The sequence below is a fragment of the Pseudoalteromonas sp. 19-MNA-CIBAN-0066 genome (assembly GCF_040308705.1).
GTDB classification, from domain to species: Bacteria; Pseudomonadota; Gammaproteobacteria; order Enterobacterales; family Alteromonadaceae; genus Pseudoalteromonas; species Pseudoalteromonas nigrifaciens.
In genome coordinates this window covers 85,471-99,381 of the sequence record NZ_JBEONZ010000003.1, presented here as the reverse complement: position 1 = coordinate 99,381, position 13,911 = coordinate 85,471, and the positions used below count along the sequence as shown (strand labels likewise).

Sequence of the window (13,911 nt, the reverse complement as noted above, 5' to 3'; positions counted from 1 at the left end):
TTTTACAGTGCTAGCTCAACTTATAACACATTTCAACTTGGTTCCCACTGCTGTTATAAGTCACTCTCTGTGCTATTTCGTCAAGCAGTGACAGCCCGCGACCAAACTCAGCTGCGTCATTAAACAGGGTATCTTGCTGGTGAGTGTACCCGCAGCCGCTGTCGCAAATAATAAAGTATAAGTTCAAGCTATCAGGGCAGTAACTTACATCTATAGAGAGTTTTGCATTACTAAGTTCTGCAAGTTTTTTTGCGCGCAATTCATAATATTTAAAAAAGCCATCATCTTGAGTTTTTAATTGTGAGTCTAATTTAAGTACACCATGATCAAGCGCATTATTGTATGCCTCCGATAGGAGTAAAAATATATTCGCTCTATGTGCTTTTAAGCCACTAATACTGCTGAGCATATTTACTAAATCATAAACCGGATCGGTGTTTTTTATTTGCTTCGAATCTAAACTCAATGACATATTAAACGCTAATTTAGAAAATGCCTCTCTGGGTTCCGGCTTTACACTTAGTGGTAAACAATTGAGTAACACTATGCTTATATCGTCTTGTTGTTTAGTACCATCAGCAAACTGACTTACGCTATTAACGATGTTTTCGCTGCTGATCATCGGGTTCATTTTTAAGGTTTCGATAAAGCGTAGTTCACTAAAAAAAACACCTTGTTTATTCGTTGTTTCAATTATGCCATCGGTTGCAAGTACAAGCCGTGTTTGCTCATTTACTTCAAAGTGAATAACCTCATGTTCAAACTCTTGATTGTTTAATATACCCAATGCCATATGTTGCGATTCGAGCGTTTTTTTAAGGTTACCTTGCTTATCTATTAAGTAAGTATCGGGAAGTCCGCCTAGCCATGCCGATATACTTTTACCAGATACACTTAGCTCTATAATAGTTGCAGCGCAAAACATATGTCCGGGCAGTAAATTGTATAATAATAAGTTTAATTCGCGGGCAATGTCGTGTAACGCCATACCTTTTTTAACCATAGTGTAAAACACACGCGATGCAGGTAAAGCGCCTATTGCCGCCGCTAAACCATGACCGGTAAAATCACCTAACATGCAATATAAATTACCTATAGGACTTTGCGCGACTAAAAACATATCGCCGTTAAACATGGTGGCAGGCGATAAATTAAAATCGAGGTGGGTTTTAAATTGATCTTGATTTTCGAGGGAGTTATTAAAAATATGCTCAATAATTTCATACTCTCGCTCACGCTGATTTTGATGCTCCTCAAGTAATATTTTTTGCTGGTTAGCCTTTTTACTTAATTCACGGGTTCTGCAGTGGGCTTTAATTTTGGCGTGTAAAATTACTTTTTCGAACGGCTTTTGAATAAAGTCATCACCGCCAACCGCTAAACAACGCTCAAAGCTGGCGTGATCATCCAGTGCCGTAATAAAAATAATAGGTAAATGAATATCGTTAAAGCGTTGTTTTATTATTTTTGCCGTTTCAAAGCCATCCATAATAGGCATTACTACATCAAGTAGCACAATATCAATTGGGGTTTGCGCGAGTATCTTTAGAGCGGCAACACCATTATACGCCAAAGAAACTGTATAGCCTTCTTGTGTTAATAGCCTTTGCAGTAATATTCGGTTAAGGGCTTGATCATCAACAACTAAAATATGCATCATAGGGCCTGTTTATCTTTCGAGGTTAAATTTGCAGCAGTATGTTTGGTATTTAGGCAAAGCAGAGCCTATGTAGTGTGGTTATTCCCCATAAATAGGCGATAACGCAGCATAAATGCCAAACATGCGCTGCCCTTTGGGTTCTTTCTAGGGACGATTAACTCTTTGTTGTTCGGTTTTTACTTAGCCCACTAGGTTACAAACCTCGCGCCGCGATTTAATCGCCCCTAGATTGAACAAATTTTAATCCTGAAAGGTCAACAGGCCCTAGTTAATATCAAACTTCTTATCAAACCGAGATATTTGTAATATTTTTTTTAATTGTGGTTGGCAGTTGCTGATCTCAAATTTATTGACCTGTGTATCTATGCTTTTTTGCATATTTAGCAGCATACCTAATGCTGAGCTGTCCATGTAATCGGTTTCCCTTAGGTCGATAATTACTTTAGTAATGCTTTTATCTATTTGCGCATACGCTTGGCGAAAAGATTGCACTAAATTAAAGTCAAACTTACCCTTTATATGTATTGTTAACGTAGCTGCATCGGCCGATATACTTTTAGTTAAACTCATATTATGTCCTATTAATATTCTTTGAATCAAATATAACTGTTTAAAACTAATTAGCAAAAATAAAAACATCAATACACAAATTTGCTATTATTTACGCCATTGTTTGATTCAATTTTTGTATAGGGTAATGATGAGCGATAGTCACTTAGTATATTCAACACAAACGGGGCGAATAGAGCAACCAAAACCAGAGAAAGAAGTTGCAGGTAAACTATTTAAAGACGGGTTTGTGCGTATTGAGCGCCAAACAAAAGGACGCAAAGGCAAAGGCGTTATGCTGGTAGTTGGAGTCGATCCTAAAGAGCATGATTTAAAAAAATTAGCTAAAGCACTTAAAAGTAAAATGGGCCAAGGCGGCGCAGTAAAAGACGGTCTTATTGAAGTACAAGGTGATGATCGCGATAAACTAAAAGCTATTTTAGAAAGCTTAACCTTTAAAGTAAAAATTGCGGGTGGTTAAACCCGCATTTTAATTTTATTTTTCGTCCTTCGCCATTTGCTCCAATCGTTCAAAAAGCGTGGGTAAATCGCGCTCTGCAATTGGCGGGCTAAAGTAATACCCTTGTACTATAAAGCAATTGTTATTTTTCAAAAACTCTACTTGCTCAACGGTTTCTACCCCTTCGGCAACCACATCGAGTTTTAGCTTTTGCGCCATGGCTATAATTGCCGCTGTTATTGCCATATCATTATTATCATCTGGAATATCTTTTATAAATGAGCGATCAATTTTAAGAATATCCACCGGAAAACGTTTCAAGTAACTTAATGAAGAGTAACCAGTACCAAAGTCATCTATAGAAATAGAAACCCCGAGTCCCTTTAATTCATGTAGTTGTGCTATAGCAGCTTCTACATTGCCCATCAGCATACTTTCGGTTAATTCTAAATGTAGGCTTTTAGCCGACACCTGTGTACTGGCTATTATTTTTTTCAGTGTAGGTAATAAGCTGGCATCTTTAAACTGTCTGGCCGATAAGTTAATCGCAATATTACTCGCTCTACCTTGGCGCTCTAACTTAACTGCAAAATTACATGCTTGGTGTAATACCCACTCTCCCAGTTCAACAATTAAACCGGTAGCTTCTGCAATAGGTATAAATTTAGTGGGTGCAATCGCCCCTTCTGTTGGATGAAACCAGCGTAACAATGCTTCGTAACCCACTATAAGCTGAGTGCGGCTATCAATCTGCGGCTGATAATAAACCGTGAGTTGTTTATCTTTTATAGCTTGGCGTAGCTCGTTTTCAATAAACAAGCGTTCATTTGCAGCAGTATTGAGCTCTTGGCTATAAAAATGAAAGGTGTTACGCCCTTTTGCTTTTGCTTCATACATGGCTAAGTCGGCATGCTTTAACAGTTGGTCTTCTTCTTGGCTGTCGTATGGGGCCATAGTAATGCCTATACTGGCACTAATAATAACTTCGTTACTGCCAAGTTGAATAGGCTCATTAAGGGTTTTTTGAATCGTATTTGCCACTTGAGTTGCATGCTCTTGATGCTCAATGCCACTGAGTAATATAGCAAACTCATCACCGCCTAAACGCGCAATAGTATCTTCGGCTCTTAGGCGTTGCTTTAATCTATTTGCAACTTCAACGAGTAATTGATCGCCTGCATTATGGCCTAAGGTATCATTAATACGTTTAAATTCATCTAAATCAAAATAAAACAATGCAAAGGCATAATGCCCGCGTTCAGCGAGCGCCATCGATTTACGCAGCTGCATTCTAAAAAATGTTCGATTAGCAAGTCCTGTTAAAGTATCAAAATAAGCAAGCTGTTCCATTTTACGCTGGCTTTCTTTAACAAACGAAATATCCTGCGCAGAGGCTACGTAACTGGTAATTGTTCCGTCATCTTCGCGAATAGGTGAAATACTTAAAGAAACCCAAATAGGCGCTTTATTATTGCTTTCAATTAAGGTGTCGCCACGCCAACAATTACGACTGCGTAAATCAACATCTATATCATCAATTAATATAGCCATTTCGCTTGCAATAATGCTTAATAAAGGCGCTCGATTAAAATGTTCCTCTGAAAAGCTGGTCATTTCAAGCATTTTAGGGTTTACGTATTCAATGACAAAGTTTTTATCGGTGATCACCACACCAGTACCAGAAAACGCCACGGCTTTGGATAGTCGCCTGGCTGCTTTTTCTGCAATTTCTTTTTCAATAATACGCTGGTTAAGCCCATCTATTAGCTTTCTAATTTCAATGGTCATGTCTTTAAATGAGCCGTTGAGAGTGCCTATTTCATCTTTGTTTTCTTTTGGAAATTCTATTTGTAACTGGCCTTGACCAAAGTTTGTAACGGCATAAACCAAAGAATGTATACGCCTAAGTACTAGCTGATAAAGTGCTTGATGTAAGAGTAAGGCGACTAAAATGGCATAGAGTATAAATAGCCCAAAAAACTTCATCTTTAAATCTGCTAATGCTGAGAATGTTGAAGAACGTTTTTTATATACCCCTACATACCAATCTAAGCCATCTATTTTATGAATATTAATAATATACGCTTCATTATTTAATTTGAATGAGTCGGCATATTCAGACCGTTGCATTTTAATCGCATCATCTACAATTACTTGTAATGTGGGATCAATAAAGTCCTCAGGGAGTAGTTTTTTACCTGCTTTACCATATTGTGCATAACTTGATTGGGTTAAATTGGGGTGCGCTAATAACTGCCCTTGGCTGTCAAATACCACTAACTGTTTTTCTTTTCCGCCAATTGGCAATTGCGATATTAATGTTTTTAGCGCGATGTCACTGCCAGTAACACCTAAAAACTCACCCTCTTTATAAATAGGAACCGTTAAGCTAATAGCCCATTTATGCCATATAGTATCGTAATAAACTTTAGACCAAACAGGCCTATGTTGAGGATTAGTAAGCGCCTTAGCGTAATTAAAGCGCGTACTTTGTGTAAATGTATAATTAGCTGGCGCATTTAAAGCCTCGTTAGGCGGCGCTATGCGAATAAAGTTATCTTTAGTAATAAGGTAAAAATTAAAAAAATCTTGAGTTAGTGGTGGCGATATAATTTTCCAGAGCGTTTCAGAGTCTGATATTAATTGTTTATAAAAAGGTGTATAGCTAGTTTGTGGGATAAATGCAGCCGAAAGCCCATCAGTAGAGGCACTGCGTATCGTACCGTCATTATTTAATTGCAGTGTATTTACTTTATTACTTATTAACGATGACTGATCACTAAATAGCTGCTCACCCACGACTATATTTGCTTGCTGAGCAACTTTAATTTTAGTGTTTAGTAAGTTTTTGAATTGTTTTATAAGTAATTCGTTAGATTCTTTTAATACTTCATGCTCTTCAAAAACCAGTTGTTTTTCTTCAGATTTGAGCATTAACGCGGCCGCACACACTCCAGCAATTAAACATATTGCAGAAATCAACAATGACAACTTGACGCTAAGTGAGTTTATCCCGAAACGAGATGGGGGGCGTCGATACACCACAGGCTAACCTTTTTATTATTAATAATTATTATTATTTGAACCAGTAATTGAAATATACCAGATCCAAGATCATATTTATAAATTATTTGTAAACTATATAAAAAAAACAAAGGGAACAAGACAAATTTATGCAACAATCACGGCCTATTACAAGTAAATCCAACACAGTTAACCTTGAAAATAGCCACTAGTGATAGATTTATTTTTCAGAGCTTAAGTTATTTAACAAAAGCGCTGTTGACATTAACAGTAACTCTCCATACATTATCAGCATGAACATTACTTACGCAGTTACTTTTTTTTCGTTTTTTAGCTTCTTTATATAGAAGAGGCTGAACTGTTTGTGAGATAAAATCAATCGAATAGCAAAGCCTCCCAACCGGGAGGCTTTTTTGTTTTTGCTGTATGAACAGCATACTTTTGGAATGAGGAAAGCCAAATGAGCAATGATGTACTAAATACACTTCGACACGATATAAATGAGATAGATTCTGATTTACTGGTTTTACTAGCCAAACGACGTCGTATTAGCCATGGTGTGGTGGAATATAAAATAGCGAACAATAAACCGATTCGTGATGAAGCTCGTGAATTAGCACTTCTAGAAAAGCTGATAGGTTATGGGAAATCGTTAGGGTTAGACGCCTATTACGTAAATAATGTTTTTCAAACTATTTTAGAAGACTCTGTATTGCATCAACAAGCTATGCTGCAAAAAAACCTTAACCCGGATGCGTTAAGCGAAACCCATCGTGTTACGTATTTAGGTGGGCAAGGCTCATACAGCCAGTTGGCCTGTCATAAATACTTTAGCCGTCGCCCAGGTAAGTTAGTTGAAATAGGCTGTAGCTCATTTGACGAAATTACCGGTAAAGTAGAAAACGGCCAAGCCGATTTTGGTTTGCTGCCTATTGAAAACACCAGTTCAGGCAGTATCAACGAAGTATTTGATTTACTACAACATGCACAAGTGTCTATTGTTGGTGAAGTAACGCACAGTGTTGAACATTGTTTACTTGCCAACCCAGATACTGAGCTTAGCCAACTTACAAAAATATTTGCTCACCCGCAACCGTTTGCTCAATGTAGCCGCTTTTTACAAGGCCTTGGTGAGCTGCAACACGAAACCTGCGACTCAACTTCAAGTGCCCTGCAATCAGCACTAAATACGCCAAATAGTGCCGCTATTGGCTCTGCCCAAGCAGGTAAAAATGTAGGCCTAGAAGTGATTAAATCTAACTTAGCAAACCAAAGCGAAAACCACAGCCGCTTTATTGTTGTAGCGCGTAAGCCATTACAGGTATCAAAGCAAATACCCACTAAAACCAGTTTAATTATGGCCACTAAACAGCAGGCTGGTTCACTTGCCGATGCATTAATGATTTTTAAACAACATAAAATTAATTTGGTTAAGTTAGAGTCTCGCCCTATGCCGGGTAACCCATGGGAAGAAGTATTTTACGTCGACTTAGAAGCAAACCTTGCCGACAGCCAAGTAAAAAATGCATTAGAGGAGCTAAAAGAATACACTCAGTATGTACGTATTTTAGGCTGCTATCAAAGCGAAACGCTCCAAGCTGTGAGTGTAAATACGCAATAACGCGCAGCTTATAATGTAAAAAGGGCTTAATTAAGCCCTTTTTTGTTTTTCTGTTTTAATCTAGCACTTTTGCGTCATTCGCTTTATTTAACAGGCTGCGACTTTGGGTTAAAAAGTGCGCTGTCGAATCTGAAAAATAAGCTTTTGCATCAGCAAAGGCATCAATAAGCGCGGGCTTATCTCCTGCTTTTAACTTTTTAAGTGTGTCTGCAAAAGTCTGTTGATACTGCGCCAGTAAGCTCTCTACGTTATCAAATTGCGCTAACATAATATCTGAATATAACTCTGGCGATTGCGCAAATAAGCGCCCAACCATCATTAACTCTAATTGATAAATAGGTGATGAACAGCTGCGTAACTCCGCTAATGTATGGCTTTGTTTTGCTAAAAACTGCCCATATACAAAGGTGGTTAAATGGCGCATTACCTGAATTATTTGCATTGCTTCGTCATGTTTTTTCGCATCAAGTTCAACTAGCTGGCAACCCCACACTTGCAACTGTGCTAACAAGCCCTGTGCAACATCGTGGTCACGCCCTTCACACACCACCACTGTTTGCTTAACCCAGTGCGAAATATCTGGGCCAAACATAGGATGCAGACCTACAACTGGGCCGCTATGCGCTGCTTTTAGTGCTTTAATTGGCGCTTGCTTAACCGATGTTATATCTACCAATAAACAGCCTTCATCTAACTTAGGTAGTTCAGCAACTACAGTTTCTAACGCATTAATAGGTACGCTTAATAGTACTAATTTAGCGCCTTTTAAAATTGCTGCAGCGTTTGCTTGATCTTGCTTATCAAGGGTTTTTACTTCGTAACCAGAGCGCTGAAATTGCTTAGCAAATAATTGCCCCATAGCACCTTGCCCACCCACAATAACAATGGGTGATAAATGCGGTGCAGCACATGCAAGTTTAGCTTGCTGATTCTGATACGCTTCGCGCATCATACGCCTAAGAATATCTTCAACTAACTCTGGGCTTACTCCCTGATTAATTGCTTCTTGGCGCCTTGCAGCTAATAAATCAGCTTCACGATCGGGTGCATGAAGTGGCGCACCAGTTTGCTGCTTTATTGCGCCAATTTTTTGAGTAAGCGAATTACGCCTTGCCAGCAGTGCCACCAACTGTGTATCACACTCATCAATACCCACTCTTAACTGGGCTAAATCATTTATATCCGCCACTTGCATACCACCTTAAAAAGCAAAAACGCCAACTTAAGTTTACATTAAAGTAAACTAATCAATACGATAAATACTAACAGGATCAATAGCCTGATAAAAGACTAAATAAGTAAAAGGTTAAATTGAAAAACAATACTTTGAGAAGCAACGAATACCTTTAAAGTAAATATTAATTATTTACCCTAAAAGCCGCAGTCAATAAAAGTAAATTAGCAAGCTAAAAAGCCTGCATTTGTTGCATAGTAGAGTTATCACGTTTATTCTTATATTATTCATATAGTAATTAAAATAAACAGGATCCATAAAATGGAAGAAGTTTTAGGAACAGATGTAGACGCTTCACAATTAATAGACCAAGCCATATCACTCGTTATGACTTACGCACCAAAATTTGTGCTCGCTATTATTACTTTACTGGTTGGCCTATGGCTGATCAACCGCTTTGTTAAGGTTTTAGATAATCGACTAGGCAAAAAAGATCCAACACTAAACAAGTTTTTATGTGGCTTAATTAGCGCTGTAGTGAAAATTATGCTGCTTATTTCGGTGGCCTCTATGGTAGGTATCGAAACCACCTCATTCATCGCGGTGATTGGTGCTGCAGGCCTGGCAATAGGTCTTGCACTGCAAGGCAGTCTAGCTAATTTTGCTGGCGGTGTGCTGTTGCTAATTTTTAAACCGTTCAAGGTTGGCGATACTATCGAAGCACAGGGCTTTATGGGCGCAGTCGTCGAAATTCAAATTTTATACACGGTAGTAGATACCTTCGATAACCGCCGCATTGTTATTCCAAACGGTAGCCTATCGAATGCGACACTAGTGAACGTAAGTATTTATGACAAACGCCGCTGTGATATGACCTTTGGAATTTCGTATAACGACGACATAGATACGGCAAAAGCTATCTTAAAACGCCTGTTTGAAGAAGACGAGCGCTCTTTAACAGATCCGGCACCACGTATTTGTGTTGCCAGCCTTGGCGATAACTCAGTTAATTTAATGTTTCGGGCTTGGGTTGCAACAGGTGACTTATGGCCTTACTACTGGGATATGCAAGAAAAAGTGAAAAAAGCGTTTGATAAAGAAGGTATTTCTATTCCTTTCCCACAACGCGATGTACATGTTCATAACGTTAAGTAATTTGTATTGTGCATAGGTTCAACTAGCCTAATAACTTAGTCGCGGTAAGGTCGTATAAAGCGCCCTTACCGCAATCCTTACTGCCCATCCAATACCCCTTCAAGTTATACCTAGTTACACTTGGCTCCACTTTTTGAGCTATTTTCATCACCCTACTTCCTTAAATAACCAGAGTTCAAGGTTAAATACTATAATTCATCTGCCAAATTTTTATTTTCTGTGCTTTATTTGGCTTAGGTATATTTAGCTTAAGTTTTGCTTGAGCAAAGTTATGCTCATACTGGCGTTAATTGGGTTATTACGTATTCTGCGGGTAAGTTGAAAAGGTGTTTAAAACACATATTGATAAAAATTTATCGAGGTGCACTTTGTGTTTAGCAATAAAGGAAGCCTAACTATACTGGTGAATATTACGACAGTGCGACTCCTAGTCCGACAGCTGTGGTTTAAGCTTTAGTATTTAGCCTGAAATTTTATGTTATAGAAACCAAAACGGGTTGCAACCCGAAGGATGCAACCCGTTTTTTTGCGTTGATAAACAGCGCGTATTAGTTAAGTTTTTCTCTAATACGTGCAGATTTACCAGAACGCTCACGTAGATAGTAAAGCTTAGCACGACGAACTGCACCGCGACGCTTAACTGTTACGCTATCAATAAGAGGGCTGTGCGTTTGGAATACACGCTCAACGCCTTCACCGTTCGAAATTTTACGAACTGTGAATGCTGAGTGAAGACCACGATTACGCTTAGCGATTACAACACCTTCAAAGGCCTGTAGACGCTCTTTAGCACCTTCTTTTACTTTTACCTGTACAACTACTGTATCACCAGCGCCGAATGCAGGTACGTCTGTTTTAAGCTGCTCATCTTCAAGCGCTTTAATAATATTTTGGTTTACTTTTGCCATTATGTTTCTCACTTTCCTAGGTGTAACTGTCTTCTAGCCACAAGCTTTTTGGTACTCTTGCTGAAATTTCGCGAGTAATACCGCTTGCTCCTCAGTCAGAGCTAGGTTATGCAACAAGTCAGGACGGCGTAGCCAAGTTCTGCCTAATGACTGCATAAGCCGCCATTTTGCTATCTCTTGGTGGTTTCCGCTGAGCAATACAGCAGGCACCTGTTTGTCGTCCAATGTTTCTGGCCGTGTATAGTGAGGACAATCTAACAAGCCATCCGAAAATGAGTCTTGTTCTGCTGATTGGTTATGACCTAATACGCCAGGCACTAATCGCGCTACTGCGTCAATTAATGTCATGGCTGGTAGTTCACCACCACTCAAAATAAAATCACCAATTGACCATTCTTCGTCAACGTATGACTCTATTATTCTCTCATCTATACCTTCATAGCGACCGGCAATCAAAATCAGTTTTTTAGAGCTTGCGAGTTCGCTAGCTCCTTGCTGATCTAGTTTGCGCCCTTGTGGGGACATATAAATTACTTTAGCACCATCACCTGCAGCTTTTTTAGCCTCGGCAATCGCTTTTTTTAATGGCTCAACCATCATTAACATACCTGGTCCGCCCCCGTAAGGACGATCGTCCACGGTTCTATGCTTATCTAAAGCGTAGTCTCGCGGATTCCAGCAGTTAAAATCAATTAAGCCACTTTTTACTGCGCGACCGGTAACACCCTGGTCTGTAATAGCGTCAAACATGTCAGGAAAAAGGCTTATCACCCCTACCCATAATGAACTCGTTTGCGTCATTAAAACCCTGGATCCCAGTCTACGGTAATTTCTCTTGCGTCGTGTTTAACTTCGATAATAACTGTATCAGTTAAAAACGGAATTAAACGCTCTGCTTGACCAAATGCGTCTTTACTGTTTGCTTTAACAACCAGTACGTCATTTGACCCTGTCTCCATTAGGTCATCAACAATGCCTAAATCGTAACCTTTATCAGTTACAACCGACATGCCAATGAGATCTCGCCAATAGAACTCACCTTGCGGGAGTTCTGGTAATTGCGCTGAATCCATTGAGATTTCTGCGTGGGTATAAGCCACTGCTTCGTCTCGATCGTTTACTTGCGCAAATTTAGCGATAAAGCCTTTGTTGTGGCGACGCCAGTCGACCACTTCTAAGGTCTGCCATTTACCTTGCTGCCCTATCAACCACGGGCTGAAATCGAAGATCCCTGCGGGATCATCAGTAAATGAATGTACCTTAAGCCAGCCCTTTATACCATACGGGGCACCGAGCTTTCCTACGACAATTATTGATGAGGTGTTCTCTTGACTCATGGTTACACTTACGCCTATTAAGCCGCTTTACGAGCGTCTTTTACTAACTTAGCTACGCGATCTGAAAGAGACGCGCCCTGACCTACCCAGTGTTCAACACGTGGTAAATCTAAACGAATTTTTTCTTCTTGACCTGCAGCAATTGGGTTAAAAAAGCCTACTTTCTCGATGAAGCGACCGTCACGCGAGAAACGGCTATCCGCAACCACAATTTGATAGAAAGGGCGTTTTTTAGCGCCACCACGTTGCAAACGAATAGTTACCATACCGTCCTCTATAAAGATTGACTGTTTTCATTAATAAGATTTACTCCCCAGAATGGGGAGCTGGGGAATTGTACGAGTTTTTAGCAACAATGCAAGTAAGAAGTGATGCTAAAAGCCAGTTTAGTAGGTTAAAGCGTGATCCCAACTTTAAATTAGCGTTAATAGCGTTTAGCACGCATAATTTATTCAACAAAAAAGGAGCCATTTGCTCCTTTTCATATATTTTATATCGTTACATTTAAGCTAACGTTAAACTCAACTTTAAAATTTAGGGCCACCGCCACCCATCATTCCCGGCGGTAACATACCTTTCATGCCGCGCATCATTTTGGTCATGCCACCTTTGCCTTTCATTTTTTTCATCATTTTTTGCATTTGGGTAAACTGTTTTAGTAGTTTATTAATTTCTTGTACTTGCGTACCAGAACCTGCTGCAATACGTTTTTTACGTGACCCTTTAATGATTTCTGGACGGGCGCGCTCTTTTTTTGTCATTGAGCTAATAATGGCTTCCATTTGAATGAAGGTTTTATCGCCCATTTGGCCTTTAACAGCATCGGGTAAGTTAGACATACCTGGCAATTTATCTAGCATCGACATCATGCCGCCCATGTTTTTCATTTGCTTAAGTTGATCCGCAAAGTCATCAAGGGTAAAACCAGCGCCTTTAAATACTTTTTCAGCGACTCTGGCAGCTTGCTCTTTATCTACTTTCATTTCGACTTCTTCGATCAATGAAAGTACATCACCCATGCCTAGAATACGTGACGCTATGCGGTCAGGGTGGAAAGGCTCAAGTGCATCAATGCGCTCACCCACACCCATAAATTTAATTGGCTTACCGGTAATATGACGAATAGATAAAGCAGCACCACCGCGTGCATCACCATCAGTTTTAGTTAATATAACACCAGTTAGTGGCAGGGCTTCGTCAAATGCTTTAGCTGTATTTGCCGCATCTTGACCTGTCATTGCATCTACAACAAACAAGGTTTCGATTGGGTTAATTGCTTTGTGAAGATTTTTAATCTCATCCATCATGTCGCTATCAACATGCAATCGACCTGCAGTATCGACTAATACCACATCAATAAATTTCTTTTTCGCATGAGAAATAGCTGCGGTTGCTATATCAACCGGCTTTTGCGAAATATCACTTGGGAAAAAATCAACACCCACTTCAGCAGCGAGCGTTTCTAGTTGCTTAATTGCTGCAGGGCGGTATACGTCGGCACTTACTACAAGTACTGATTTTTTCTTGCGCTCTTTTAAAAACTTAGCCAGTTTAGCAACACTGGTGGTTTTACCAGCACCTTGCAGACCCGCCATCATAACAACAGCAGGGGGTTGTGCATTTAGGCTTAGCTCTTCGTTGGCTTCACCCATGGCTTTTTCGAGTTCTTCACGTACTATTTTTACAAATACTTGGCCTGGACTTAAGCTTTTTGTAACTTCAACACCTACCGCACGCTCTTTAACTTGTTTTACAAAATCGCGAACAACGGGCAACGCCACATCGGCTTCTAAAAATGCCATGCGCACTTCACGAAGAGTGTCTTTAATATTCTCTTCTGTTAGGCGGCCACGGCCACTAATGTTTTTTAAGGTTTTACCTAATCGTTCTTGGAGATTCTCAAACATATTACGGTTCCGATAAGACGTTTATACCAACCCAATTAAAGCGCCTTTAACTCTGTGCGCTATATTAATAGAATTAATATTATTAAATTTCAATTAAAAGCAGTATACCGTAAATG

The 13,911-nt window shown here is 39.5% G+C and carries 12 protein-coding genes; 3 read left to right on the top strand and 9 right to left on the bottom strand.

Annotation, left to right across the window (positions count from 1 at the left end):
* Positions 1–10: 10 nt before the first annotated feature.
* Together AAEZ18_RS03245 and AAEZ18_RS03240 are read right to left on the bottom strand one after the other, a co-directional pair.
* Positions 11–1,660, bottom strand: coding sequence for a fused response regulator/phosphatase (locus AAEZ18_RS03245; protein WP_089367936.1), 1,650 nt, complete (start codon positions 1,658–1,660; stop codon positions 11–13).
* 264 nt (positions 1,661–1,924) lie between these two features.
* A complete protein-coding gene (locus tag AAEZ18_RS03240) occupies positions 1,925–2,230 on the bottom strand; it encodes an STAS domain-containing protein (protein WP_011327642.1) in 306 nt (101 codons plus the stop codon).
* A gap of 130 nt (positions 2,231–2,360) precedes the next feature.
* On the opposite strand from AAEZ18_RS03240, the gene AAEZ18_RS03235 reads away from it, so the two are divergent.
* On the top strand, positions 2,361–2,690 hold the full coding sequence (locus tag AAEZ18_RS03235) for an SUI1 family translation initiation factor (protein ID WP_089367934.1): 330 nt from the start codon (positions 2,361–2,363) through the stop codon (positions 2,688–2,690).
* A 15-nt stretch (positions 2,691–2,705) separates the two neighbouring features.
* Here AAEZ18_RS03235 and AAEZ18_RS03230 read toward each other — a convergent pair whose 3' ends face one another.
* On the bottom strand, positions 2,706–5,714 hold the full coding sequence (locus tag AAEZ18_RS03230) for a bifunctional diguanylate cyclase/phosphodiesterase (RefSeq protein ID WP_089367933.1): 3,009 nt from the start codon (positions 5,712–5,714) through the stop codon (positions 2,706–2,708).
* Between the two features lie 439 nt (positions 5,715–6,153).
* Between AAEZ18_RS03230 and AAEZ18_RS03225 the strand changes: the two genes are divergently transcribed.
* The gene (locus AAEZ18_RS03225; protein ID WP_086997942.1) at positions 6,154–7,314 is read left to right on the top strand and encodes a chorismate mutase; all 1,161 of its coding nucleotides are present in this window, start codon (positions 6,154–6,156) and stop codon (positions 7,312–7,314) included.
* A 55-nt stretch (positions 7,315–7,369) separates the two neighbouring features.
* Here AAEZ18_RS03225 and tyrA read toward each other — a convergent pair whose 3' ends face one another.
* Positions 7,370–8,503: a bifunctional chorismate mutase/prephenate dehydrogenase gene (tyrA, locus tag AAEZ18_RS03220; protein WP_089368941.1), complete on the bottom strand. Its 1,134-nt coding sequence runs from the start codon at positions 8,501–8,503 to the stop codon at positions 7,370–7,372.
* A gap of 306 nt (positions 8,504–8,809) precedes the next feature.
* Between tyrA and AAEZ18_RS03215 the strand changes: the two genes are divergently transcribed.
* Positions 8,810–9,643 carry a mechanosensitive ion channel family protein gene (locus tag AAEZ18_RS03215; protein ID WP_086995304.1) on the top strand — a complete coding sequence of 278 codons (834 nt, stop codon included), beginning with the start codon at positions 8,810–8,812 and terminating at the stop codon, positions 9,641–9,643.
* A 548-nt stretch (positions 9,644–10,191) separates the two neighbouring features.
* Here AAEZ18_RS03215 and rplS read toward each other — a convergent pair.
* The 5 genes from rplS to ffh form a co-directional block, all read right to left on the bottom strand.
* Positions 10,192–10,551, bottom strand: coding sequence for a 50S ribosomal protein L19 (gene rplS / locus AAEZ18_RS03210; protein ID WP_011327636.1), 360 nt, complete (start codon positions 10,549–10,551; stop codon positions 10,192–10,194).
* Between the two features lie 33 nt (positions 10,552–10,584).
* Positions 10,585–11,352 carry a tRNA (guanosine(37)-N1)-methyltransferase TrmD gene (gene trmD, locus AAEZ18_RS03205; RefSeq protein ID WP_011327635.1) on the bottom strand — a complete coding sequence of 256 codons (768 nt, stop codon included), beginning with the start codon at positions 11,350–11,352 and terminating at the stop codon, positions 10,585–10,587.
* Complete coding sequence (gene rimM, locus AAEZ18_RS03200; protein WP_011327634.1) at positions 11,352–11,888, bottom strand: ribosome maturation factor RimM; 537 nt, start codon at positions 11,886–11,888, stop codon at positions 11,352–11,354. Before rimM ends, trmD begins: the two co-directional genes overlap by 1 nt.
* A 17-nt stretch (positions 11,889–11,905) precedes the next feature.
* Complete coding sequence (gene rpsP, locus AAEZ18_RS03195) at positions 11,906–12,154, bottom strand: 30S ribosomal protein S16 (protein WP_011327633.1); 249 nt, start codon at positions 12,152–12,154, stop codon at positions 11,906–11,908.
* Between the two features lie 261 nt (positions 12,155–12,415).
* The gene (gene ffh / locus AAEZ18_RS03190) at positions 12,416–13,795 is read right to left on the bottom strand and encodes a signal recognition particle protein (protein WP_011327632.1); all 1,380 of its coding nucleotides are present in this window, start codon (positions 13,793–13,795) and stop codon (positions 12,416–12,418) included.
* Positions 13,796–13,911: the final 116 nt, after the last annotated feature.